At 62.4% G+C, this 24,879-nt stretch carries 15 protein-coding genes, 1 tRNA gene and 1 pseudogene; 4 read left to right on the top strand and 13 right to left on the bottom strand.

The genetic code is table 11. From position 1 onward, the window contains the following. Both ACOOFO_RS08600 and ACOOFO_RS08595 read right to left on the bottom strand, forming a co-directional pair. A complete protein-coding gene (locus tag ACOOFO_RS08600; protein ID WP_420426373.1) occupies positions 1 to 9,315 on the bottom strand; it encodes an SDR family NAD(P)-dependent oxidoreductase in 9,315 nt (3,104 codons plus the stop codon). Between the two features lie 81 nt (positions 9,316 to 9,396). Then, positions 9,397 to 10,212: a sulfatase-like hydrolase/transferase gene (locus ACOOFO_RS08595; protein ID WP_420429700.1), complete on the bottom strand. Its 816-nt coding sequence runs from the start codon at positions 10,210 to 10,212 to the stop codon at positions 9,397 to 9,399. 197 nt (positions 10,213 to 10,409) lie between these two features. On the opposite strand from ACOOFO_RS08595, the gene ACOOFO_RS08590 reads away from it, so the two are divergent. Then, positions 10,410 to 10,486, top strand: a tRNA-Met gene (locus ACOOFO_RS08590). 85 nt (positions 10,487 to 10,571) lie between these two features. Here the strand turns inward: ACOOFO_RS08590 and ACOOFO_RS08585 are convergent. The 7 genes from ACOOFO_RS08585 to ACOOFO_RS08555 all read right to left on the bottom strand — a co-directional run bounded on the left by ACOOFO_RS08585 (position 10,572) and on the right by ACOOFO_RS08555 (position 18,087). Next, positions 10,572 to 11,384 (bottom strand): tyrosine-type recombinase/integrase, encoded by an 813-nt coding sequence (locus ACOOFO_RS08585; RefSeq protein WP_420426372.1) that lies wholly within the window; start codon positions 11,382 to 11,384, stop codon positions 10,572 to 10,574. Between the two features lie 56 nt (positions 11,385 to 11,440). Beyond that, the gene (locus ACOOFO_RS08580) at positions 11,441 to 11,773 is read right to left on the bottom strand and encodes a helix-turn-helix domain-containing protein (RefSeq protein WP_420426371.1); all 333 of its coding nucleotides are present in this window, start codon (positions 11,771 to 11,773) and stop codon (positions 11,441 to 11,443) included. Positions 11,774 to 11,777: 4 nt separating this feature from the next. Then, positions 11,778 to 13,175 carry a hypothetical protein gene (locus ACOOFO_RS08575; protein ID WP_420426370.1) on the bottom strand — a complete coding sequence of 466 codons (1,398 nt, stop codon included), beginning with the start codon at positions 13,173 to 13,175 and terminating at the stop codon, positions 11,778 to 11,780. An 80-nt stretch (positions 13,176 to 13,255) separates the two neighbouring features. After that, on the bottom strand, positions 13,256 to 14,041 hold the full coding sequence (locus ACOOFO_RS08570; protein WP_420426369.1) for a hypothetical protein: 786 nt from the start codon (positions 14,039 to 14,041) through the stop codon (positions 13,256 to 13,258). Between the two features lie 92 nt (positions 14,042 to 14,133). Further along, positions 14,134 to 15,951 (bottom strand): AAA family ATPase, encoded by a 1,818-nt coding sequence (locus tag ACOOFO_RS08565; RefSeq protein ID WP_420426368.1) that lies wholly within the window; start codon positions 15,949 to 15,951, stop codon positions 14,134 to 14,136. A 335-nt stretch (positions 15,952 to 16,286) separates the two neighbouring features. After that, complete coding sequence (locus tag ACOOFO_RS08560) at positions 16,287 to 16,619, bottom strand: YegP family protein (RefSeq protein ID WP_420426367.1); 333 nt, start codon at positions 16,617 to 16,619, stop codon at positions 16,287 to 16,289. Positions 16,620 to 17,214: 595 nt separating this feature from the next. After that, complete coding sequence (locus tag ACOOFO_RS08555; protein ID WP_420429698.1) at positions 17,215 to 18,087, bottom strand: MBL fold metallo-hydrolase; 873 nt, start codon at positions 18,085 to 18,087, stop codon at positions 17,215 to 17,217. A 276-nt stretch (positions 18,088 to 18,363) separates the two neighbouring features. Here ACOOFO_RS08555 and ACOOFO_RS08550 point away from each other — a divergent pair, with 276 nt between their 5' ends. Next, positions 18,364 to 19,617 (top strand): cation:proton antiporter, encoded by a 1,254-nt coding sequence (locus tag ACOOFO_RS08550; RefSeq protein WP_420426366.1) that lies wholly within the window; start codon positions 18,364 to 18,366, stop codon positions 19,615 to 19,617. A gap of 17 nt (positions 19,618 to 19,634) precedes the next feature. On the opposite strand, the gene ACOOFO_RS08545 is transcribed toward ACOOFO_RS08550, so the two are convergent. The 4 genes and pseudogenes from ACOOFO_RS08545 to ACOOFO_RS08530 all read right to left on the bottom strand — a co-directional run bounded on the left by ACOOFO_RS08545 (position 19,635) and on the right by ACOOFO_RS08530 (position 22,583). Next, the gene (locus tag ACOOFO_RS08545) at positions 19,635 to 20,009 is read right to left on the bottom strand and encodes a universal stress protein (RefSeq protein WP_420429696.1); all 375 of its coding nucleotides are present in this window, start codon (positions 20,007 to 20,009) and stop codon (positions 19,635 to 19,637) included. A 99-nt stretch (positions 20,010 to 20,108) separates the two neighbouring features. Continuing rightward, positions 20,109 to 20,513: pseudogene (locus ACOOFO_RS08540) on the bottom strand (universal stress protein); the annotation flags it as partial. A 66-nt stretch (positions 20,514 to 20,579) separates the two neighbouring features. Continuing rightward, positions 20,580 to 21,548, bottom strand: coding sequence for an IS481 family transposase (locus ACOOFO_RS08535; RefSeq protein WP_420426365.1), 969 nt, complete (start codon positions 21,546 to 21,548; stop codon positions 20,580 to 20,582). A 102-nt stretch (positions 21,549 to 21,650) separates the two neighbouring features. Beyond that, positions 21,651 to 22,583: a universal stress protein gene (locus ACOOFO_RS08530; protein ID WP_420426364.1), complete on the bottom strand. Its 933-nt coding sequence runs from the start codon at positions 22,581 to 22,583 to the stop codon at positions 21,651 to 21,653. Between the two features lie 117 nt (positions 22,584 to 22,700). On the opposite strand from ACOOFO_RS08530, the gene ACOOFO_RS08525 reads away from it, so the two are divergent. Next, positions 22,701 to 24,224: a PAS domain-containing sensor histidine kinase gene (locus ACOOFO_RS08525; RefSeq protein ID WP_420426363.1), complete on the top strand. Its 1,524-nt coding sequence runs from the start codon at positions 22,701 to 22,703 to the stop codon at positions 24,222 to 24,224. Further along, on the top strand, positions 24,217 to 24,864 hold the full coding sequence (locus tag ACOOFO_RS08520) for a response regulator transcription factor (RefSeq protein WP_420426362.1): 648 nt from the start codon (positions 24,217 to 24,219) through the stop codon (positions 24,862 to 24,864). The genes ACOOFO_RS08525 and ACOOFO_RS08520 overlap by 8 nt, the downstream gene beginning before the upstream one ends. Positions 24,865 to 24,879 lie beyond the last annotated feature (15 nt).

Here is a 24,879-nt window from a genome sequence, read left to right as displayed (position 1 = left end):
TCAGGCGCCAGCCAACCGGTTCAAAGCGCGTGACGCCGTGCCTTCCGCATCCTCGACCGACAACACCACATGGCCGGTGGCATCCACCACCCAGGCGTCGTAGTGCACGTGATCGGCCGTGGAACCCTGGCGCGCGCGCCAACGAATGGTGAGCGGGCGCGACAGGTCACCTCCGGAATAGCGACGCACCACCCCCAGCCGTGACGGCAAGGCCGTGGTGTCATGCTGGGTGCGCGACCAGACAATGGCGAGCTGCGGAATCACGTCCAGCAGTCCCGGGTCGAGCAGCCACTGCCCTTCACCGAGACCGAACTGCATCGGGCTGCTTGGAATCACCTCCGCATCAATGCCGGCAGCGTTCACCCGCAGACTGTCCTTCAGTAGCTGGAAGCAGTCGCCATGGAACAGGAATTGACCATAGGCATCCTTGGCCGCGAGCGCTTGCGTACTGCCGCTGAGAGCCTCCACGCTGGCAGATGGGGCGCGTTCCAGACGTTCCACGATGCGCGCCGACGCTCGATAGCAGATCCGTCCCTTTTCGGCCGGGTCCATGATCTCCAACTTGACGATCTGACCGCCGGCATCCGAATGGCTTGAGGCACGCGCGCGCAACCGCAACTGACGAGCGGAATGGCCAGCAAGCCGCACTCCCGAGAGCACGCGCACGTCCTGCAACTCGGCCACTTCCCAGCCGGGCCAGCCGGCCTCGGCCATCTGCGCCATCCATTCGGCGGCCCCAGCGGCAGGTAGCACCGGCTCACCGTCGAGCTGATGATCACGCAGCCAGGGGTCACGCTCCACCGAGAAGGCCTGCTCCAGTTGCAAGGCCCCACCGGCGCCGATCTGCAGATCGCTGCGAATCAGCGGCGGTGTGGCGGCATCCTGCGCCTTCGTACCGGCATCCTGACCGCCTTCCATCTGCTGCCAGGGCCCCTCGCCGATGACCACCTCCACCTCGTGCCGCGGCCCGCAGGCCACCTCCTGGAGGAAATACTCACAACCACCGCGCAACGGGATTGGGATGATGCCGCGCTCGCGGAAGCTTTTCTTGACGGCCTCCGTCGCCATGCCGGCATCCCACGGTCCCCAGTTGAGGGAAACCACGCGTGTCTCTGGCCAGGCGCGAGACAACCGCCATGCCATGCGATTCAGCGCCTCGTTGGCAGCGGCATAGTCGCCCTGGCCACGATTGCCATAACGACCAGCGACCGAGGTGAAAAAGACGAGCAGCTTCAAACCATCGGGCTTGATCGCGTCAGCCAGCGCCACGGCGCCATCGACCTTGGTGGAGAAGACACGCTCGAAGGACTCCGCGGACTTGTCGGCCAGCAGCTTGTCCTCGATCACGCCTGCCCCGTGGATGACGGCATCGATGCGTCCATACCGCTGGTAGACATCGTCGACCAGCGCCTGCACAGCCTCGGCATCGCGGGCATCCACGGCGCGGTAGTCCACGATCGCACCTGCGGCTTCCATGGTGTCGATGGCATTGCGGATCTCGCGGTCGGCCAGCACGCGCGCTACGGCACGGTCGATCTCGACCGGCTTGGGCCGCTCGCCGCGAGCGGCCGCCTGCTCGACAAAGTGACGCTTCAGCGCCTTGTCATCCTGTGCCTGCGCCAGAACGGCCTCTTCCGGCTCCGGCCGGGCGCTGCGCCCAACGACGACGAAGGTCATGCCGGGTCGAACCATCATGGCCGAGATGCTGGCCGTGATGCCGCGCGCCCCGCCAGTCGCGAGCACCACCCAGTCTGCGTCAGGCGTGATATGCGGCGCGAAGGGCGTGTCCTGCAGTGGTTCGGCGATGGTGGTGCTGGTGTAGCGCGCATCCCCGACGTAGCCCACCTCGGGCAAGGATTCCGCACTGGCGAGCTCGGCCAGCAGGATCCGCGCCGCGCTTTCCGGACTCTGCCCGTTGAGGTCAACGGGGCGAAGATGCGCCTCCGGATACTCGAAGCGGGCACAGTTGAGAAGGCCAACGACGCCGCCAGCGATCGCCGAGCCGTCCGCAACTACATCCCGCCCGAGCGTGCCGCCAAGGCGTGTGGCAACCACCAGGCGCGCATCCGCTCGTTGTTCTGTCAGCGCCGTAACCGCATGGAAGGCCGCCATCACGGCGCGCTTTCCAACCGCCTTCTGCGCGACCCAGTCCGTGGCGTCCACCGGTGCCAGACCGTGGATCAGCACAACACCCGCCAGCGGCCCCGGTACATCAAGGAGCGCGGAGCGGATGGCCGCCGTGTCGGAGGCATCCGCGCAGACAGGCTTCAGGCCTGCTTCGCTACAAACCGCGCGCAATGCCTGCGCGTTCGCTCCCTCCTCGCTCTCACCCAGGATGAGGACGCTGCCTTGCAGCGTCACCTTGGACTGGATCGGCTGAATCTCGCGCGGACGCACGACATAGCGCTGCGGGAGTCCCTCCGTTGCCGGTGTTGTGGCACTGGGCTCTGCGCTGGCTGTACGTGCTGCCGGGGCTGTATTGTTTACTGCCGGGGCCGCAGCCGTAGGTGCAGCCGTGGCTGCCTGTACTGGCAGAGCGGCCAGCAAGGCGCTCAGGGAGCGTGCTCCCGTATAGCGATCCATGTCGGCCTGCATGGCTTCGGCCAGTGCGGCCGGTGTCTGCTTGGCAAAAGCGCCGACGATCTCCACACGTTTGATCGAATCAATACCCAGATCCGCTTCCAGATCGGCGTCCAAGCCAATCATGTCCTCGGGATAACCGGTGCGGTCCGCCACCAGGGCAAGCAAGGCCGCCTGCGCATCGAAGGCCGGAGCCGCATCGGCAACTGCCGGGGTTGAAGCCGTTGGCGCAGCCGTGGCCGCCTGTGTTGGAAGGGCCGCCAGCAAGGCGCTCAGCGAACGCGCACCCGTGTAGCGATCCATGTCGGCCTGCATGGCTTCGGCCAGTGCGGCCGGCGCCTGCTTGGCAAAAGCGCCGACGATCTCCACACGTTTGATCGAATCAATACCAAGATCCGCTTCCAGATCGGCGTCCAAGCCAATCATGTCCTCGGGATAACCGGTGCGGTCCGCCACCAGGGCGAGCAAGGCCGTCTGCGCGTCAAAGGCCGGAGCCGTCTCGGCCGCCGCCGGGGCTGCCGCTGTTGGCGCAGCCGCCGCCTGTGCTGGCAGGGCAGCCAGCAGGGCGCTCAGCGAGCGCGCACCGGTGTAGCGGTCCATGTCCGTCTGCATGGCCTCGGCTATAGCCGGGGGGGCCTGCTTGGCGAAGGCCCCGACAATTTCGACGCGCTTGATCGAGTCGATGCCCAGATCCGCTTCCAGATCCGCGTCCAGGCCAATCATGTTCTCGGGGTAGCCGGTGCGATCCGCCACCAGGGCGAGCAAGGCCGTCTGCGCGTCAAAGGCCGGGGCCGCATCGGCAACTGCCGGGGTTGAAGCCGTTGGCGCAGCCGTGGCCGCCTGGGCTGGCAGCGCCGCCAGCAGGGCGCTCAGCGAACGCGCACCCGTGTAGCGATCCATATCGGCCTGCATGGCTTCGGCCAGTGCGGCCGGTGCCTGCTTGGCGAAGGCCCCGACGATCTCCACCCGCTTGATCGAGTCGATGCCCAGATCCGCTTCCAGATCCGCGTCGAGGCCAATCATGTCCTCGGGATAGCCGGTGCGGTCCGCCACCAGGGCGAGCAAGGCCGCCTGCGCGTCAAAGGCCGGCGCGGCTTCTGTAACCACTGGTGCAGATGCGGTGGGCGCAGCGGTAGCCGCCTGGGCTGGCAGCGCCGCCAGCAAGGCGCTCAGCGAACGCGCACCCGTGTAGCGATCCATATCAGCCTGCATGGCTTCGGCCAACGCGGCCGGCGCTTGCTTGGCGAAAGCGCCGACGATCTCAACCCGCTTGATCGAGTCGATGCCCAGATCCGCTTCCAGATCCGCGTCGAGGCCAATCATGTCCTCGGGATAGCCGGTGCGGTCCGCCACCAAGGCCACCAAGGTCGCCTGCGCATCGAAGGCCGGCGCGGTTGGTTCTGGCTGGGGCGGTGCCGGTGTTGCGACAGCGGGCATTGTCTGCGCAGCCGCAGCCGATGGCTGCGCGCCGTCCGTCGCCGCGGGGGGCGACATGGGGGCGACAGCCGGTGCCGGCTGCGGCACGGTGGCAGCAAGCGACGGTGCTGCGGGCATCGCAGCCGCGGCGCTGGAGGCCTGGGTCGGCGGCGCACCGCTGAGCACCTGTGTCATCACCTGTTCCTGCAATTTCAGGAACTGCTGCATGGTCTGCTGGTAGGCCGCCAGAGCTTCCTGTCCCATCGCCGAGGAGGCTGCATGGGACTGCACCGCAGGCGCGGCTGGCGCGGAGGTCGGATGCGGTGGAGCCGGCTGCGCCGGTGCGGCTCCGGGCGCTGACTGCGCGCTGGCCGCAGGTGGGGCCGCTGCAGTGACAGCCGTCTGCGCAGCCTTGTCGCGCGCAGCCTGCTGGCGCTCAAGCGTCAACGGTGGCTGGCTGCCCATCTGCCGCTCTTTGCTCGTCTGCGGGCGCGCGCAGCCGCCCGAGAGGAAGAAGGCAGTAGGAGAAATCTCGGCGGCCTTGAGCAAACGCGGCAGTGCTGACGCACTATGGCGTGTCAGACCACGCCCCGCCATCAGGCGCGATACCGGAATCTCCACTCCCGCGCACAGCAGTTCCGCCATGGCCTGAAGCAGACCGCGCAGGCCACCCCCCTGCCCGTCAAGGCTGACGATGGTGACATCGCGATCCGCCAATGTGGCACGGGCCATCCCGGAGCAGATCGCCTTGGGCCCGCATTCGATGAAGCAATCGACGCCGTCATCGGCCATGGCCTGCAACTCGGCGACGAACTCCACTGGCGACAGCAAGTGCTCCTTGAGGCGTTCGGCGATGCCGACGGCGTCGTCGCTGTGTACCGCGCCGTGGTTGCCATAGACCCGACAGCGCGGCGCCTGGAAGTCGGCGGCATCGATCGCCGCATTCAACGGGGTCTGCGCCGAGGCAACCAACTCCGTATGGAAGGCACCTGACACCGGCAGGCGCGTGGCGCGCATGCCTGCGGATTGGGCGCGTGCGATCAAGGCGTCCACCGCACCAACCTCACCCGAGATCACGACCTGCTCGGGCGCATTGTGATTGGCAATCCAGACGCGCCCCGCATCGGTGAGCAAGGATTCGACATCACTGCGTGCGGCCTGAATAGCCGCCATGGCGCCGGCATCCTCCGCCGAGGCGTCGGCCATGGCCGCGCCACGTGCAGCGGAAAGACGCAGAAAATCCGCACGACTGAGCACGCCTGCGGCATGCAAGGCGGTGTATTCGCCGTAGCTGTGCCCGGCGACCGCGTCGGCCGACACGCCCAACCGCTGCAGCAGATCCAGGTATCCGGCGGAGAGCACGCCGATGACGGGCTGCGCGTGCCGGGTGTTGGTGATGGCGCGCTGCTGTGCATCGCGCGTGACGTCGCTAAAAGCCGCCTGCGGCCACATCATGCTCGACAGAGGCGATGCAAACTGCCCGTCGAAGGCTGCATCGGCTGCTTCGACGGCCGTGCGCAACTCGGGCGTATACAGGGCCGCTTCGCGCCCCATGCCGACGGCCTGCGCGCCCTGGCCCGGGAACAGCAAACCAATGCGCCTGCGTGGCTGCAACGACAGCGTGCAATGCACACCCGGGGGCAATGTCTGACCATCTGCGACATGCGCGCGCAAGCCTTCAAGCTGGCGGGCAAGAGCGTCGTGGCTATCCGCGACGAAGGTCGCCACGCAGCCCGCCCCCTTGGCCTGGTCGGCCTCACCCGCGAGGGCGAAGGCGATTTCGGCCAATGCGAGACTGTGCCCTCCCTGCAGTGCCTGTGCCAGACGCTCGATCTGCTGCTGCAGCCCGGCACGGTCCGCAGCCTTGAACACGAAAAGTTCATGCGGCCAGCGGCGGGCGCCCACCGGCTCGGCCGCGGCATAGTTGCCGCGATACTCCTCGAGTACCGCATGGAAATTGGTGCCGCCGAAACCGAAGGCCGAGACCGCGCCGCGGCGCGGGTGGTCGGCACTGGCCAGCCATGGCCGGGCTTCATCCAGCAAGTAGGCAGGTGAATCGTCCGCGGCAATGACGTCAATCGGATTCTCGACGCCCACATGCGCGGGCAGCGTGCGATGGTGCAGCGACAGGGCGACCTTGATCAGTCCGCTCACGCCCGCGGCACACTTGGTATGGCCGAGAATGGTCTTGATGGAGCCGAGCGCCACACTCTTTGCAGGCGCGCCGTGCTCGCGCCAGGTACGCGTGATGGTCTCCGCCTCGGCCCGGTCGCCGACGGGCGTGCCGGTGCCGTGGGCCTCCACCAGCTCCACCGTCTCCGGCCCGAAACCTGCCTTCTGGTAGACACGATGCAGCGCGCGCATCTGCCCTTCCGGACGCGGTGCGGTCATGCCCAACGCCTTGCCATCAGACGAACCGGCCGCCGCCTTGATAACGGCGTAGATACGGTCGCCGTCGGCTTCCGCGTCGGCCAGCCGCTTCAGAACGACCATCGCCACGCCTTCGGAGATGGCGATACCGTCCGCCGCCTTGTCGAAGGTGCGCGGCCGCCCCTTGGGCGACAGCGCCTGGGTCTTGGAGAAGCAGAGGAAGCCGAATGGCCCCTGCACGGTATCCACGCCGCCAGCGATGGCGACGTTGGATCGACCCGCTTCGAGTTCCTGGGTGGCGATGGTCACTGCCGCCAGGGAGGAGCCACAGGCCGCATCGATGGTGAAGTTCAGCCCGCCGAAATCCATGCGGTTGGCAACACGGCCCGCCGCCACGTTCTGCAGTACGCCGGCAAAGGATTCGTTGGTCCACTCGGGCAGGCGCTCCCAGGCGCCGTCGTCGGGGATCTCGACGAAACGCGGCAGTTCGGAGCGCACTCCGTACTGCATGCCCAAATCGCCCACGCCCCCGCCGGCACCGAGGATGATGGAGGTGTTCTCGCGGTCGAAGTCGTCGTCGAATCCGGCGTCTTCCAGCGCCCGCGCCGTGCACTCCAATGACAGCAGCTGCATGGGATCGATGGAGGCCATCGAGCGCGGCGGAATGCCGAAGCGCAACGGATCGAAGGTGATCTCATCGAGAAAACCACCCCACTTCGAATACACCTTGTCCCGGGCGTGCATATCCGGGTCGTAGTACAGCCGCCAGTCCCAGCGTTCCTTCGGCACCTCGCGGATGACGCTGACCTTCTGCATGACGTTGTGCCAGAAGCTGTCTGCGTCATCGGCACTGGGCAGCACCATGCCCACGCCGACGATAGCCACGTCGGAAGGTTGCGCTTGCTGGATGCGGGCCTCGACCTCGGATTCCAGATCCACCAGGCGGCGCGTACCCTCATGGCAGAGCGTTGCGTGCAACTCGGCCACCGAAATCACCTGATCGCGCATGGTGGCGACCTGGCCGATCATGTACATGCCGTCACGCTTCTGCTGCTCGGCATCGATTTCGATGATCGTGCCGCTGTCGTCGCGGGTCTTGCCCTTGGAGGCCAGGCGCAGACGCCCCAGATTCAGGTCTTCCAGCCGATCGCGAATCTCTTCGGCGGCCTCGCCGGCGGCCAGTAGTGCGCGCCGCGTGTCTTGGAACTCGCGCGCGAAGGGCGTATCCACGCAGCGCGTGGCATGCCCCGGTCCGGTTTCCAGGCTGGTGGTGTGGCGACAGGCCAGCGCTTCGTCCTGGAAGCCCTGCACGATGGCGCCACTGGACACGATCTCCTGCGTGAACAGATAGGCCGTACCCATGAGCCCGCCGACGCGGATGCCGCGCTCGGCCAGCGGGGCCGTCAGCGCCGCCAGCATGGCACCGGACACCGCATCCGACAGGCCGCCCGCGAACAGGACATGCACCTCGGGCGCCGTCTTCGCATCGACCGCTTCCAGCAGTGCAGCAATCATCTGCTCCCACAACGGGAAGCTGGCGATCGGCCCGATATGGCCACCGCATTCGCGGCCTTCAAAGACAAAGCGGCGCGCGCCCTGCTCGTAGTACATCTTGAGAAGCTGCGGCGCCGGGACGTGGATATAGGCGGGAATCCCGCGTGATTCGAACTGCTTGGCCTGGTCGGGGCGCCCGCCAGCGATCAATGCAAAGGGCGGCTGGTGCTTCCAGATCGCCTCGCACTGTTCATCGCGCAGCGCCTGCGGCACAAAGCCGAGCAGCCCAACACCCCAAGGGAGATCGCCCGCCTTTTCCTTGGTCTCGGCGAGCAGCGCATCCACCTGCTCCCCGCGCATCAGAGCCAGTGCCAGGAAGGGCAAGGCGCCGGCCTGGGCGACGTCGACGGCAAACTGTGCACTGTCCGACACCCGTGTCATCGGCCCCTGCACCAGCGGGTAGCGGGTGCCATGGGAGCCCGCCAGCGCGCCGCCTTCGTCCAGATGCCGTTGGGTGGCCGCCACCCGCAATGAGGCAAAACTTTGCGCGCGAACGCTCTTGATCAGCCGGGCTACGCGCTGTGCACCCTGCGCCACCGCCACGCCGATGCCCTGGCCAATGGGCCTGAGCTGGTCGGCGCCCCAGCCCACCTTGGGTGCGAGCCGTTCCCGCCACTGCGTCGCTGCCAGGCCTTCCCCTTCCGCCTTTTCCAACATCTCCGTGGCTGCCTGCAGCACAGCACTGCCCGGCCGCGCGTAGACGCGGCAGGGTGCGCCCAAGGGCTCACCCAAACTGCGCGTTTCCGAGCCATTCAGACGGCCGATTTCCTGCTTGAATTCGGCGTCAAGGGGCGTTTCGGCGCAGAGCAGGATCTGATCGTCCAGCACCACACCCGCGGCGCCGACAGCGCGCAGCGCAGCCGCCGAATGCGGCCCCACACCGCCACGCACGAGCAAAGGCAGCTGCGTGTGTGCCAACCATTTCTGAGCCAGAACGTAGCTGGAATCCTCGCCGCCCCAGCCTGGCGCCTCGAAACCGCGCGCGATGATGCCGTCCGGCTTGAACTGACCCAGCTTGAGGCTGCTCTCAGCGGTTTCGATCAACAGCCGGTCACCCGCTTCCTGGCCGCGCTGCTTGCGCAGGGCACGCGCCAGCTTGACGACGCTATCGCCTGGTCCGGCTGCGATCAGGACGAGCGGACGTGCCTCAGGTGCTGCGCCGAGGATACTGATTGCCAGGTCCGCCTGCTCAGGGGTGACGCGTAAGCCGATTTCGCCGTGACCGCTTTCCTTGAGCGTGCGCGCGAAATGCGCCGCCGCTCGTGCGGCGTCCTCGCAAAATTCGAGATCCAGGATCCCCACCCCGCCGGCGCGCGCAGCGGCAACTGCCACTCCGGGATGCGCCCAGCTGGCTGGACTCAGCGTAATGACGTCAAACGATGGCCGTTGCGTCATATTGTCACCCTCTCTTCCGTATCAACGGATCCCAAGCATTGGTCTGCGGACGGCCGTGTCGCCGTTCGTGTGCTACGTGTGCTAGCGCTTCTTGCCCTCAAGGAAGGGCACTTCCATGACTTTCTCGTGGACGATCGGGCCGTGGCCGAAATATCCACCCTCGCCAAAGCATTCCCCGTGGTCTGCGGTCACGATGAAATGCGTGTTGACGGGAGCCTTGCTGATCAACTCATCCAGAATCGTGTCGACGTGTTCGACGGTCTTAACCTGCTGGGCGTGCAGATCGTGCATCTGGCCCTCATCAAAGAACCGATCCTCGGCCTGGGCACCCATATCGTCGTCCATGCGCTTGAACACGCCGTGCACGCCGGAAATGTGCGGCAGGCTGTCGCCGTCGAGCATGTAGGGGTAATGGGTTTCGCCCAGATTGCAGAAATAGAAGGAAGGCTCGTCCTCATCGAAAGCCATCTCCTTCACCATGCCGCCGAAGTCGTTGTGATCCTCCATCAACTTGTAGTCGTCGAAATGGCGGTTCAGATGCGACTGCGGATTGAGCACCGGCAGGGAAACCCTCGCCACGGTGCGATAGCCCTCTTCCTGCAGCACATGGGGTAGCGAAAGCTGCGGCACAAAGCTCTTGAAGGACAGCCCCTCAATGCCAGTGCGATCCACCCAGAGCGCGAAGTCTTTCTTGTACACCTCCGAGGCAAAGACACCGCGTGGCGAGGCGTGCGGAATCATCCCCATGAGATAGGAGTAGTGCGACGGCGATGTCCACGAAGCATAGGAATACCGACGAGCGCCTTCCCCCAGCCGATCCATGCTGGGCGTGCGCGCGCGTTGCCAGCTATCGAAGCGGCAACTGTCCATGACGATGTAAATGAGGTTGTTTGGCAGCACAGGTCTGAGGCCTTGACCGAACGATTAGTAGTTTTTCAGGAGACTGCCTACCCTAACGTGAACCGCACTTATCGCGATGTAGGCAAATTTCGACATCGCAGACGTAATATGGGTTGCAAATCTGAGCATTGCCGCAGTCCGCGGGGAGACTGGCGGGCTTAAGGCGTTTTGGTCTAGAATCTCGCGCCTTCGGCGGCAAGGTAGCTCAGCTGGTTAGAGCGCGGCACTCATAATGCCGAGGTCGCGGGTTCGAGCCCCGCCCTTGCTACCAATAAAATCAATAGCTTGCGGCATTGCGCTGCTGGTCATTCTTTGACCACTGTGCCAAAATTGTGCCAAACGGTGGCACACCCGGCCTAAGCCGGTTCCTGCCAATGCACGCGTTCGGCGTGCGAGAGCAAATGGGCCGACGATAGGTGGGCATAACGCCGCACCATCTCCGCCGATTTCCAGCCGCCCATCTCCTGCAACACGTTGAACGGCGTGCCCGCCTGAGCGTGCCAAGACGCCCAGGTATGCCGAAGATCGTGCCACCGGAAATCGTGCAATCCCGCCCGAGCCACTGCCGCCCGCCACGCCTTGGTATTGACCTGTGTGACCGGCTTGCCTCGATAGGTGAACACGTACTCCGGATGCTGCCCTTGCCTTTCCCTGAGTACCGCCAACGCATTGGCATTCAGGGGTACGGCAATGGCATTGCCCGTCTTCGACTGGTCGGGGTGGACCCAGGCGCACGCCCGTTCCATGTCCACGTCCGCCCAAGCAAGGCGACTGACGTTGCGTTGACGAAGGCCGGTGGCGAGTGTGAAGCGCATCATCGCCGCCAAGTGATCCGGAAGCTCGGCAAGAAGTTTTGCGGCTTCTTGCCGAGAGATCCATCGGGTCCTTCTGGAATCCACCGAAAGCATGGGTGCCTTCGGGACCCGGTCGATCCACTCCCAGACCTCGCAGGCCCGCCGAAGCACAGCCCGCACCAACGACATGTGTCGATTGGCGGTGGACGGACTCGCCTCGGCGGCCTTGGCCTCCAATATCTCGAACAGGAGGACGCGATCGATCTGATCGAGCCGTTTGCCTCCGAGATAGCGGTCTACCCAACGAAAAATCTCCTTGTCCTTCTCTAGCGAGGCTTTGTGGCTCTTTTCCTTGAGCCACTGCACCACCGCCATTTCCCAGGTGTACCTCGGTCTTTCCTCGATGTTCCCTTTACGCCACGCTTGGCTTCTCAGCCGGTCGTGGAGTTCTTGGGCCGCTCGCTTGTTCGTAGTCCCAGCAGACTTTCGTACTCGCGAACCATCGGGGGTTGTGAACCGAATCCACCAAATGTCGCCGCGTTTGTATATCGACATGCTCCAATCTCCAACTTGGAGCCACTTAGCGGCGCTTGCCGAGAGGCAGCGTATAACCGCCCCAGGTAGTCGGCAAGGTCGTCTTCGAGAAAGACCCACCGCTTGCCCGGCTTCGCGCCTCTGATCTCCCCTGCGGCGGCCTTACGACGAAGGATGGTGGGTGACATGCGCAGGAAGTGCGCGGCCTCCTGAAGGTCATAGGTTCGCATGGCATCACTCCTGATCTCCATCGAGGCCGGGGATATCCGCGTCCCAATCCTGGTCCCAGTCGTCGGACTTGTCGCGCAGGTTGCGCTTGGTGCGCTGGTATGCCTTTCGCTCGGCTTCCTTGAACTGCTCTTCGCCCTTTTCCAGATAGTCGTGGAACGGCAGATGCCATTGCTTGGCCTTCAGAGCGGCTTTCTTGCGCAGATGGTCCTCGAAGCCCTCATCACGAACGAAGTACATGCCGTCGTGAAAGTCGACTGCTTTTCCGAGCAGTTTGGTATTGGCGAAGAATGGGTCCGCAATGTCGTACTTCGCCATGACACCTGTAATCGCGCTGACAAAGCGTGAGATGAGAACTTCATCGCGGGGTGCTCGTGCTATGTGTACATCGACCCGCTTCGCGGTCTCCGACCCATCCCAAGCTAGCTCTGCAATCGTCTGCCAAGCCGGATGGGTAGGCCAGCGGCTACGCGTGGTGTCGCCCTCCACAGGGACAGCCAACCGCAACCACTCCGTGGTGCAGTAGCGCCACAGTTGGCCGGCCTCCGTAAACAACTTGTCGAGGCTTTGAAACCCGAGCGACTTCAACGCCTCGCCACGCAACTGAAACTCAACCCGAATAACCCGCTTTGGTGGCTCCCACCCAGCTTGGTGCCACACCACCTTCCAATAGTCCTTGCCCGAGTGCTTGATTTCTTCGGTCTTGTCATAGATGCGCGCAAGAATGACGCCGCGTCGCCCGAAGACGAAGCCTGTCCGCTTCGCTACTGAGCCAAAGTCCTGGATATCTCTTGCCCGGCACACCCAGTCCGACCGGTTCATGGAGTCCAGGTCAAACGGCTCGCAGGCGTCTACGTAGAGATCGACGCGGCTAACATTCGGGCCGCTACCGTCACGCTCTATCAATGCATCAATAATGGCGGTGAGCTTCCGGACGGCTTCTTCCTGCCCATCTCTAAGCAGGCATGCGCTCGACACCTTGCAATACGCTTGCGGGAACTTCGTTCCTGGGCGGTCCGCGATGCCGAGGTCGAAATCTGTATTGCGAAGAACGAACCGATACCCCTTCCGTCCATGGGACGCGACTTCGAGCCTTTCATCGGCAAGCAGAATTTGAGCTTGTGCCCGCAAACCCAGGTCGGACTCGCAGGCTTGCTCCTTCTTCGCATCCAGGCGCCGCTGCATGTCTCCGTACACGCGCCCGTAGTAGGAGAGATAAAGACTATCTAACCCCGCCTTGAGGACAAGAGGCTTACCGCCTCTGTCTCCTGAATTGCAGTTACCGGGTGCTGTGTTACTAGGGGGCGCACCCGCGCCGCTGCGCGCGGCGGTTGTCCTGCCGGACAAAGCGCCGCCCGCCGCGGCGTAGTCGTTGCTCGGGAGGAAGTGTGATTGATCCAGCATGTCGAAACCTCAACTTAGTGAATGAGGTTCCAAACACTATTGCCGGCCCCACCAGAATCCGACCAGTCAAAACATCCAATTCACGTGGTTGACTCTTTCCGCCATTCGTAAAAGCGCGAGAAGAGCCCTTTCATCGCGTCGGCCTTCCGATGATCGTATTCCCGTAGCCTATCTACGACCAGTTCATAGATGCGTTCACGACCTTCTGCGAACGCTCCAACCTCCTCCAGCAGCAAGTGAAGCAGACGAAGTCGTGAGTACGGCTTCCGAGCCTCCTGCGGCCCCTTGAGTGCCGTCCGCACCCTACGTGCCATCGCCTTCCTATCTGCCAGGCAGCCATGCGCCAACACACGCGCCATTGTTGGCGACGTAAGCGAAACCGGATCCACACGGATCGCATTCTTGAAAGCCTCCCAATCACCCTCCCCCGCGCGCTCGACGAGCCTGTTCATCGACGTCGAGTAAAGCGACAAAGCCGAAAGAGAATAGGTTGCGCTCACTAGAACGCCGAGCAACACGGAGACTTCTTCACTTGACAGGCCCTGAAGGTGGTCAAAGAATCCGGGTTCGTCGGATGCCATTACAAAGGCCACCAACCCTTCTGCATGGCGTTCATATCCGAGAATTCGCTCAATCCACTCTGCAAAACCAAACAAAATAAACAGTAACCCGATAAGCAACGGGAACTGAATCTCATAAAACTCTGACCACTCTACCACCAAGCACTCATCCGCCTCCTTATCTTTAGCGCCAACTCTTAACGCGATTTCCGGCGCCAACGCCTTGAACTCCGTAGTTAAGGAATCAAACCAAACGAGAAATTGCCTTAACTCGTCCTCAGAAGCTTTACCGAAAATATCATTCATTGCGGCGCTCATCTAACGAACAAGACCCTAAATGTACACCTTTGCCGTGGGCCAGTCATGCAACTCTCTTAAGTTAACCATCGACTGCGATGTTATGTTCGCCAATCCTGGATTCGCTGCAACATGGCTGCCAGATCCTTGGGTACGAGACGAATTCTTCGCATAGCGTTAATGAGGCGAGGCAAGCTCAACACTTTCACGCCTCCAAAGGCTGCTTGGTAATGCCGCTCCAAGTCATGGCCACGCTGACAGATCATCCAGTCGCGGTATTGAAGGGTCACTCCATTTGTAAACTCTACAGACCTATGAGGTTTGTTGGCATCCGGGTTGAAGGTAGGGTTGGCTTCAATCTTATCTCCAAAGAATTCAATTATTTCTTGAAGGACTGATTGTTCCTTGGATTCTATCAGGTGCTCATTTCCAACGGTGACCCCAATGTCTGGGAGGTCGCTCGTTAGATGACTATCAAGCAATACACCGAACACATTTATAGGGTCGAAAAGATAATTTTCAATGCTATAACGGTCAGATACAAAGATGCGACCTTCTTCTTCAACATGACCATCATGATCAACCACACCGAGAATAATATGGTCGAGCGGATGTGCATCAAATTTGTCTACCCATTTACGGACGACACTCGAACCTCCGCCAGTTTTCTCCACGCCAGAACCCGTTGATGCAGGTAGAAAGACAATGCTTGGAGCAGGAGCAAGGGCGCAACGATCCCTTCTTGGCCCGTATTCAGACAAAATGCTTTTAACTGCAGAGTAGAATTCCACATCGCCTTGGTCTTCTACGAGAACGTATCGCGTAGCCTCACCGACAGTAACCAACCCTGAAGTTAAAAGTCCTACGCTATGTGATTTTGAAGGAGGGCGGGAGATGCGTGGTGCATCGCGTGACATCACGAAAATAGATGAAGCAGGGCTCATTGCTACCGTCGATGGAGAGTGCGTCGTGAGTATCACGCGTACACCATAACGATCCACAAGCACATCCTTTAGCACACTCATAAAGTGCTGTGTCATGGATGGATGTAGGTGTGCGTCAGGCTCGTCCAGTAATAGCAGCTTTGGGAATTTCCTGTAGTTCTTTGCATTGTATAGCCACATTACGACACCCAAAATCATTTGCTCACCAGAAGACAGCCTCTGGGGGTCAATGCAAATGTCTTTTTGAGAATCATACAATTGAAGACTGTATCCACTTTCCAAGTCGCTGTGAAGAGGGGATGTGACCTCGTATGGAAATCCAGAGGCTCGAAAAACTTCGTTCAAAACTTCCCAAGGAGGGGGGCCAATTTGCGCCTCCCACTCAGCCTCAGGCACACGCCGCTCATACAATTCGAACTTTTTAAATCGATACGCAAAGAATATATCGGCAAGCCCTTTTGTTACGTTAGTGTAATCCAAAAGGTGCCAGTTGCGATCAGGCATTGCTTCGATAACTTCTTCGGTCGTATATTCCGTTATGGGTCTATCTAGAATACCCTCGATTCTTGCACGCGCCTCTTTCTCCTCATGATTGCGTGGGGATTTAATAATTTGCCTAAGTCGTTCTCTTTGCTCTGTGACCGTCTCCAGTCCCGCTCGCCCACCACCATTCACCTTCCATGTATTAGGTATATAAGCAACGTCACCGGGAGAGAAACTATCACCTTCTATATCTAGCGCCATATTAGCCATAGGTGGCTTTGATGAATCAGGCAACTTTTTTAGCTTATGGGCGAGAAAGTCGAGTAATTGCGTTTTCCCCGCCCCGTTCTCGCCAGTTAAAACGGTTAGGAGGGGTATATTCCGCCATTCCAATGAGCCAATTGAATGGTAACTGGCCCCATCATTAGGATTTATTATTATATTTATGACATCGCTTTTTGAGGCACTTGTTGATGCTTCACTTTCGACCAAGACGAACCCCCATAGTAAATGAGACGACCGAATAGCTTCCCGGCGCTTCTCCATACAAGAAGTATTCTTTGCGTACGGAGAGAAACTCGAAAAGCAGGTTATTGCAAGTTAGCATAGGGGCAACAGAACAGTAGCGTCCATACTAGAAACTGCCACTGAGATGACACAGAACCGGCGCGGTCGCAATTGGCGAGCATCACAAGCTCCTGCCGCAATTGACGTTCCTAACCCACCCTCACGCTCTCAACGTCAAGGGTTGTGCGGGTATCCCCAAATATGAAAGCCGCTCTCAAGGAGCGGCTTCCGTTGTCACCTACCCGGCTAGCGCCAACTACCTAGCTTTCACGGACATCCGTAGACGGCGCATTCTTCTTCACAGACTCGATCCCGTTGTCGCGGCTCGATGCTGAGGTATACATCTCACTCTTGCCGATGGTCTGGCCGTTGCCGGCCTTGAGAAGGAACCAGTAGTTGCCCTTGTCCGACGACTTGCGCTCATAACGGTCATCGTTCGCACCGTTGCTCCGTACTGACGCGATACCGTTCTCAGCGCCGGACTTGGCTGTGTAGCCTTCCGACTGCAAGATGATCTCGTGGTTGCCCGCCTTGAGGTTGAAGTACCACTCCCCGCTCTTCTCGCTCTGGAACAACGTGTAGTAACCAGCCATACGACCCTCCTTCTTCTTCTTGGAAAAACCGACTGTCAGTCAACTGGATTGCGGTCTTATGACAGTCGAGTAATGCAGGAGGCTAGCATGGTCTTTGACTGCGTAGTCATGTGCTCTACCAAAGGCCACCGAAGTGGCACAAAATTGGCACAGTGGGGGTCGGCAAACGCCGCAAGTGGCTGTTTCACTTACGGTTTATGAGCCAGCAAACACGCTCTCATAATGCCGAGGTCGCGGGTTCGAGCCCCGCCCTTGCTACCACGCAATTCCCTCACTGCATTGGCGAACCGCGCTGGCCACAAAACCCGCGACGCTTGCAAGCAATGCACGCTGTCAGCCTGGTGGTGTGCCTGCGCAGCCGGGCTGGAATGCGCCCAAAGGTTCGAAGGGTTGTTTTGGCCCCTCCTCGAGGCCTGTGCTGCTCTGCCCTGTGCCCTGTGCCCTGTGCCCGTCGCAGCTTCGCGCGCGACACGATCCTCACGCTGCCTGCCTGAATGTGGCGCCCCCACAAAAAAGAAATGCTGCGGTCCTGTGCCCGGGTCAGGAGGATCCTTCCGGGACAGGCCGCAGCCAAGGGAGGAGACTGGTTGTCGCGTCAGCTGCCGCCGAGCTTGTTGAGTGGCAGCTTGAGGTAGGCAATGCCGTTGTCTTCCGGTTCTGGCAACACACCGGCGCGGACGTTCACCTGCAGTGATGGAAGTATCAGCACCGGAGCACGCAGCCCTGCGTCGCGGTTCTCGCGCACTTCCACGAAGCTGTCCTCGTCTACCCCGTCGCGAATCATCTTGTTGTACTGCCGGCTCTGCGACACGGTGGTTTCCCACTGCGGTTCGCGTCCGCCTGGCATGTAGTCGTGGCACATGTAGAGGTGCGTATCCGCAGGCAGACGGTGAATGCGCTGGATGGAGCGGTACAGCGTGCGCGCATCTCCGCCCGGAAAATCGGCGCGTGCAGTGCCGTAATCCGGCATGAACAGGGTGTCGCCCACAAAGCAGGTGTTTTCGATGACGTAGCTGATGCACGCCGGGGTATGCCCCGGCGTGTGCATTACCCGGCCCTTCAGCTTGCCAATGGAAAAGCTCTCGTCATCGGCAAAGAGATGGTCGAATTGCGACCCATCCGTCGGGAAATCACCGCCAAGATTGAACAGGCCTGCAAAGGTCTGCTGCACCTGGCGGATATTCTCACCAATCGCGATCTTGCCCCCGCAATGCGCCTTGATCCACTGTGCCCCGGTCAGATGATCCGCGTGGGCATGCGTCTCGAGGATCCACTCCACCTGATAGCCATGCTCACGGATGGTGGCTGTCAGCTGCTCTGCCGACTGGTGCGACGTTCGCGCAGCGCTTGGATCGTAGTCCATCACTGGATCGACCACTGCGCAGACGCCAGTCTCTGGATCGGCAACAACGTAGCTCACCGTAAAGGTCGCGCGGTCAAAGAATGCGTGAACCGTTGGTATTGGCATCGAATCCTCCTGTGGCGGGATGTCGGCCTGCGCAGGGGTGGCAAGGGTGCTGTCGTCCATGGCGATCTACTCCGCGTCGGTCAATGGCGAGCGCTTCGTTGCGGGATCACGATATATACCTATTTATACATATCGTTATTCCTTCATGAAAGCTGGGTGAAGGCTATCCCTGGCGGAAGATTTGTGCCTTGATCTAGATCAAGGCGCGCATTCACCGCGCCGAACCGAGCCGGGCTATGGTGCGTAGCACCCGGTCTGGCCTGATGGAGGTTGCATTTGCCCACGGACATCTCAGCAGTGGCCATCGCACAACTGGCGATAGGGCTGTTGCTTCTGCTCGGTTTGGCCGCGGAAGCCATTGGCCGTCGTACCGCCGTGCCAGGCGTGACACTGCAGCTCTGCCTCGGCATTGCGGTCGGACCCGCGGCCTTCGATCTTTTGCCCGCCGATGCACACCGATGGTTTCCGGTTGTCACCGATATCGCCCTCGTCATGGTGGGCTTTCTCATCGGCGGCGAGTTCACGCGGGAGCGGATTCACACACTCGGCCGTACCGTGCTCATCGCCGCGGTGGCGCAAGCCGCGGTGACCTTCGCGCTGGTTGCGGGCGGCTTGCTGCTCCTGGGTTTCGGCACGCCCTTGTCGCTCACCCTGGCAGGGATCGCAACGGCGACCGCCCCCGCCGCCACCGTAGCGGTGGTGCATGAACTGGGTTTGCAGGGACGCTTCTCCCGCATCCTGATGGGCGTCGTGGCCGTCGACGACGTCATTGCCCTGCTCGCTTTCGCCTTGGCACTGAGCGTGGCCAGCGGCACGGGTACGCCCCTGGAGGCGGCGCAAGAGGCCGGAGCAGAGATTCTGGGAGCTGTGGCCCTGGGCGCGGTCCTGGGCATGCCAATGGCATGGCTGACCGGCCGCATTCGACCGGGCTACCCGAGCCTTGAAGAGGCGTTGGGCATCGTGCTGATTCTGACCGCCCTGTCGAGCACTTTGGCCGTCTCTCCCATTCTCGCTGCCGTGGTGCTGGGCGCGGTCGTATCGAATCTCGCGCGCCATCACGAGCGCCCTTTTCACGAGATCGAGCACATTGAGCGGCCCTTTCTGGTGGTGTTCTTCGTGCTGGCGGGTGCCAGCCTGGAGTGGGACATGCTGCTCGCCTCCGGTAGCCTCGGTATTGCCTACGTACTGCTTCGTTCCGCGGGCAAGATCAGTGGCGGCTGGCTCGGCGGAGCGCGCGCCGGCCTCCCTTCGGGCGAAGCGGCCTGGCTGGGGGTGGCGCTGCTCCCACAGGCCGGGGTCGCGCTTGGTCTGGCACTGGCGGCATCCGAGCGCCTGCCGGAGGGCCCACAACTCCTGTCGGTCGTGATCTTCGCCACAATTGTCTTTGAGCTGACGGGGCCCATCGGGACCCGCGCCGCGGTCGAACGCGCCGAGGGCCGCAGTGGTGACCACTCCCAGGTACTTCCCCCGCGCAAGCGCCGCCCTCGCCATCTGCCGCGCTGGCTGCGTCGCGGCACCGGTCCGCGCTGACACGGCCGGGGTGGCGGTCAGCGCGCCACCGGCACGCGGTGCACGAGCACCGGAGCGTGCGCGCTGCGCACCACCTTGTCGGCCACGCTTCCCAGCAGCAGACGTCCCGCCGTGGACATGCCGGTGTTGGACACGATGATCAGGTCCGCCTGCCGCGCCTGTGCCGTTGCGACGATCTCCTGATCCGCCAGCCCCAGGACCACCACCTGTTCGGCGTCGGTCTTTAAGCCAAGTTTCCGCACAAAATCCGCGAGGGCGCGCCGACCATTGGCAGGGTCAATGTGGGGCGCAATCATTACAGCGTCGTAGGGATCGACCATGGGCGGCACCATGACATGCACGATGCAGAGACGGGCGCCGTGCGCCTGAGCCAGTGCATCGGCTTGGCGCAATCCTGACGCGGATACCTCAGACAGGTCCGTGCTGGCGACAATGCATTTGATCCCGTCCGCATGCGTCCCTTGCTCGTCCTGACCCGCAACCAGCACCGAGCAGGACGCGGCATGCACCACCTTGCTCGCCACGCTGCCGAGCAGAAAGCGCTTGACTGCGCTCAGGCCGCGTGAGCCAACAATGATCAGATCGATTTGCTGCTCCTCGGCGTAGTCGAGGATCGCATTGGCGGGCGACTGGTCATTGCGCACCGAGCGCACCAATGACAGGCCGGGTTCGTCCTGGAAGTCCTCCAGGGTATTGCGGCAGGCCTCGACCACCTGCAGGGCATAGGCTTCGATGCCGGACAGGCCGCGATACTGCAAATGCTCTGCCGACAGCACATTGACGTGCAGCACGTGCAGCGTGGCGCCATCGCGCCGCGCCAGACTGCGTGCCAGCGCGGCGGCGCTATCGGCGCTCGGAGATAGATCGGTGGCGAGAAGAATGCGGCGATACGTCATGGTGCGCTCCACCTGCGGGCGGTGTGTGTCGTCGTGGTTCTGCGGACCCCGGCAGGGAGGCACGCCCTAGCTGTCAGGTCCCGAGTGATTACGAACAGCTTTTTTGAATATGTCCGGCTTGTGCGCCTGCCAGTCCTTCATGATTTGAATGGGCGTGCGATGGCTGATCGCCTTTTGTGGCAGATGCTGGTTGTACAGCCAGACATAGCGCTTGAGCGTGGTTTCGAGGTCGTCGCGGCTGCGGAAGTGGTGCGTGCGCAGGACGTCGGCAATTCGTCCATTGAAGCGCTCGACCATGCCGTTGGTTTGGGGCCGGCCCGGCGGAATGAGCCGGTGCTCGATGCCGAGTTCGGTGCAGCGCCGATCAAAGCCGTGCGTCCCGGTGGGCTGCCGCTGGCCGTTGGCGGTGAAGCGGTCGGTGAATTCCTTGGCGTTGTCGGTCAGGATCGTGTGGATATTGAACGGGGCCGCCTCGTGCAACGCCTTGAGAAAGCGCTCGGCCGAGCGCGTGCTCTTATCGGCCATCAATTGCACATAAACCCAGCGCGTGGCGCGGTCGATGGCCACAAAGGCGTAGCGCCGCGTGTCCTCGTCGCGCATCTGGGGCAGGTACTTGATGTCGATGTGCACGAAGCCCGGCTCGTAGGGCTTGAAGGGCTTGCTGGGCTTTGCCTCGGCATCGGCTTCCTTCGGCAACTTCGAGACGCCATGGCGCCGCAGCATCCGGTCCAGCGCCGAGCGACTCATCTGCGGGGCAATGAACTCGCGCGTGACTGCCAACAGATCGTCCAGGGGCAGGCGCAGCGTGGTGCGCAGATACAGCACCAGCGCCTCCTGCCCGTCGTTCAGCGTCTTGGAGAGCCGGTGCGGCGTGTGACTGCGATCCGCCGTCGACTCCCGGCGTCGCCACTTCATGATGGTGTCGCGCGACTGCCCGAAGCGCGCCGCCAGCTCGTCAACGGTGCCTTCGGCCTCTCGAATCGCTTGGCGCGTCGCCGGCGTGGTGGTCGCGTTCTTGTGCAAGCTCAGCAGCATCCCGGATCCTTCTCCCATCGTGCCAAAACTCCCGCCAGGGCTTCACGGCCCATCAGCAGTGGGCGCCTATTGTGAAGAAGGTGATCATCCGGGACCCGACACCTAGCCGACGCCGGCGGAAACCCTCGCCACGCCGGAAGCGGCACTGTCCACGTCGGTCGGCCATTCATGGTGAACCAGAACGGCGCAGGGAGTGGTGCGCAGTACGCGCTCGGTCACGCTGCCCAGGAAAAGCCGCTCGACCCGTCCAAGTCCGGCGCGGCCCATGACGATGAGATCAATTTTCTTGCGTCGCGCGAACTCGGTAATGCAGCGATGCGGCGTGCCGCGCTCGATCACCCGATGATGCTGCACTGGCAACTCGGCCGCCTCCACAAAGGTCTTCAGTGCCGCTTCGGCGTGCGCCGCATTGTCCTGCTCCATGTGCTCCAGCGGCAGGTAGGGCGGCAACGCTAGCGGCTCCAGTGCCAGATAGACCGTCAACCCGGCACCAAGGCGGGACGCCAGATCGCCGGCCGCGCGCATCGCCTCGCCGGAGGAAGGCGACAGATCCACTGGTGCCAGGATGCGCTGGATTCCAATGGGCGCATCGCCCCCCTTCCGCCGACCCTGGGTCACCAGAACATCACAGCCGGCCTCGCGCAGCACGCCGTGCGCCTCGTTGCCGAGGAAGGGCACCGCCAGATCGTGATGACCGTGCTGGCCGAGAACAACCAGGTCGGCGCGCTCGTCCTTGGCGTAATGCAGAATCTGCGGCGCGGCGTCCTGCCTGCCCGCAACCACGCGCATGACGCTCACTTCCTCCTCAAAGCCTGCGGCGCGAATCCAGGCACGTACGGCGCGATCCCCCATCAGTTCGGCCGTGGGATTGTCTATGCCGAGGGTCGTGGACACCACGCTCTGCACGGGGGAACGCACATGCAGCACATGCAGTTGTGCATCGTCGCGGCGGGCCAATTGCGCGGCCGTGGCGAGCGCGGTCTCCGCCGTAGGGGACAGGTCCGTGGCGACGACGATGCGGCGGTATCGAATCATGGGGGGTCCGGATACAACGTAAGGAATGGCACTCAGTCTCCATCGCTGCCGTTGCCACCACATTGACCTGCGTCAAGCTGCCGCAGCCCTTGGTTGGGCGCGCGCTACACTACGGCCATGGTCCCCCGCCCCGTTGAGCAAGGCATCCGTCCTGTCGCCACCGACCGCTTCGAAGCGCTGCTCGATGCAGCCGTCGATGCCATCGTCCTGATCACCCGCGAGGGGCGTATCACGCGCTTCAGCCGCTCGGCCGAGAAGCTGTTCGGCTATCGCGAGCAGGAAGTGATCGGCCAGAACGTGAATCTGCTCATGCCCACCCCAGAGCGCGAGCATCACGACGGCTATCTGCGCAACTATCGGGAAACCGGCGAAAAGAAGATCATCGGGATCGGCCGCGAGGTCATGGCCCGCCACCGGGATGGCAATACCTTTCCCATCGAACTCTCGGTGGGTGAATTCGAAAGCCAGGATGGCCACGGCTTTGTCGGCATCCTGCGCGATATCTCGCAGCGCAAGGCCCAGGAAGCCCAGCTCACGCAGCAGGCCGAGGAGCTGCGCCTGGTTTTCTCCAACGCGCCCATGGCCTTTGCCGTCACCGATCCGGATGGGCGCGTGGTCAACGTCAACGCTGCCTGCTGCACGTTATTCGGGGGTGTCAGCGACGACTTCCTGCAGCGACCCATCAGCGCGTTGATGCACGAGGAGGATCGCGATGATGGCACGCGTGCGCTCAATTCACTACTCGCGGTCGGTGGCAGTGTCCGCCGTCCGCTGCGTTTCGTCGATCACCTTGGCGAAACCATCCATACCCAGATGTACGCCGCTGTCGGACGCGACAATGACGGGACGCCCCGCATGCTCATCGTGGCGCTGATGGATCGCGGCCCGCTGATCCGCGCCACGCGTGAGGCCGAGGATCTGCGCAATCGACTCACGCACGTCGGGCGCCTGGGCACCCTCGGCGAAATGGTGAGCGGCATCGCCCACGAATTGGGGCAGCCGCTCAGTGCCATCGTCAACTATGCGCATGCCTCGCGGCGCATGCTGGATAACGACAGCATCAGCAGCGACGAGCTCAAGGAGATCCTGCAGAAGATCGCCGCCCAGGGCGAACGCGCCGGGCAGGTTATCCGTGGATTGCGTGCCCTGCTGCGCCGTCGGGATGAATCGCGCGAGGCTCTGGATTGCAGCGCCCTGGTACGAGAGGTGGTCCAACTGTGCGAACACGATATCCGCCAGGCTGGCTTCAACCTGATGCTTGACCTCGCCCCGGACCTGCCACCGGTGCACGGTGATGCCATCCAGATCCAGCAGGTGATTCTCAATCTGTTGCGCAATGCCCTCGACGCCATGCGCGAGCACGCCCGCGACGACCGCATCATCGTCAGCACGCGCTCGACAGGTGGGGATGTGCTCGTCGCGGTGGCGGACGGGGGGCCCGGTATCGAGGAGCAGCATGACGACCGCGTCGGGGAGCCCTTCTTCACGACCAAGGAGGAAGGCCTGGGGCTCGGTCTCTCGATCTGTCATTCCATCGTGTCGGCTCACGACGGCAGCCTGCGCTTCGAGCGCAATGCCCGCGGCGGCACCACGTTCCGCCTCTGCCTTCCCAAGGCTACGGACCGAAATAGCCATGAGTGATCAAGCCGCTGATCTACAACGTTCGACCGTATTCATCGTCGATGACGAGTCCGCCGTTGCGGACAGCATTGCGCTGCTGCTGCGCTCTGTCGGCATCCAGACGCAGGTTTTCTCGAGTGCCGCCGCCTTTCTCGACGGCTATCAACCAGAGGCGCCCGGCTGCCTGCTGCTGGACGTACGCATGCCGCGCATGAGTGGGCTCGAACTGCAGAAGGAAATCACCAGCCGCGGATGGTCACTGCCCATCATCTTCATTACCGGCCACGGCGATGTCCCGATGGCGGTAGAGGCCATGCGCGCCGGTGCCACTGACTTCCTGCAGAAGCCCTTCAACGACAACGAACTCATCCGCCGCGTCCAGCACGCGCTTGAGCAGGACCTGCAGGATCGCGCCGAGCAGACGCAGCGCCGTTCCATCCTGGAGCAGTACGGCAATCTCACGACGCGCGAGCGCGAGGTCGCCTGGATGCTGCACGACGGGCTCGCCAACAAGGCCATCGCCCTGGATCTGTCCCTGAGTGAACGCACCGTCGAGCAGCATCGCGCGCAGATCATGCGCAAGATGCAGGCGCGCTCGCTGGCGGCCCTGGTACAGATGCTGACCACCATCCGCCAGACCCAGTCCGCGAGACAGAATTGACGCGCACGCCGCAAG

The sequence above is a fragment of the Algiphilus sp. genome (genome assembly GCF_965216485.1).
In the GTDB taxonomy this organism is placed as follows: Bacteria; Pseudomonadota; Gammaproteobacteria; order Nevskiales; family Nevskiaceae; genus Algiphilus.
This window is presented reverse-complemented; position numbering and strand designations above follow the sequence as displayed.

Bases quoted from the DNA above. Each gene is read 5' to 3' on its own strand.
- ACOOFO_RS08520 (WP_420426362.1), top strand. From the start codon at position 24,217: ATGAGTGATCAAGCCGCTGATCTACAACGTTCGACCGTATTCATCGTC.
- ACOOFO_RS08555 (WP_420429698.1), bottom strand. From the start codon at position 18,087: ATGCCAATACCAACGGTTCACGCATTCTTTGACCGCGCGACCTTTACG.
- ACOOFO_RS08580 (WP_420426371.1), bottom strand. From the start codon at position 11,773: ATGCGAACCTATGACCTTCAGGAGGCCGCGCACTTCCTGCGCATGTCA.
- ACOOFO_RS08560 (WP_420426367.1), bottom strand. From the start codon at position 16,619: ATGGCTGGTTACTACACGTTGTTCCAGAGCGAGAAGAGCGGGGAGTGG.
- ACOOFO_RS08525 (WP_420426363.1), top strand. From the start codon at position 22,701: ATGGTCCCCCGCCCCGTTGAGCAAGGCATCCGTCCTGTCGCCACCGAC.
- ACOOFO_RS08570 (WP_420426369.1), bottom strand. From the start codon at position 14,041: ATGAATGATATTTTCGGTAAAGCTTCTGAGGACGAGTTAAGGCAATTT.
- ACOOFO_RS08530 (WP_420426364.1), bottom strand. From the start codon at position 22,583: ATGATTCGATACCGCCGCATCGTCGTCGCCACGGACCTGTCCCCTACG.
- ACOOFO_RS08600 (WP_420426373.1), bottom strand. From the start codon at position 9,315: ATGACGCAACGGCCATCGTTTGACGTCATTACGCTGAGTCCAGCCAGC.
- ACOOFO_RS08585 (WP_420426372.1), bottom strand. From the start codon at position 11,384: ATGGCGGTGGTGCAGTGGCTCAAGGAAAAGAGCCACAAAGCCTCGCTA.
- ACOOFO_RS08535 (WP_420426365.1), bottom strand. From the start codon at position 21,548: ATGCTGCTGAGCTTGCACAAGAACGCGACCACCACGCCGGCGACGCGC.
- ACOOFO_RS08575 (WP_420426370.1), bottom strand. From the start codon at position 13,175: ATGCTGGATCAATCACACTTCCTCCCGAGCAACGACTACGCCGCGGCG.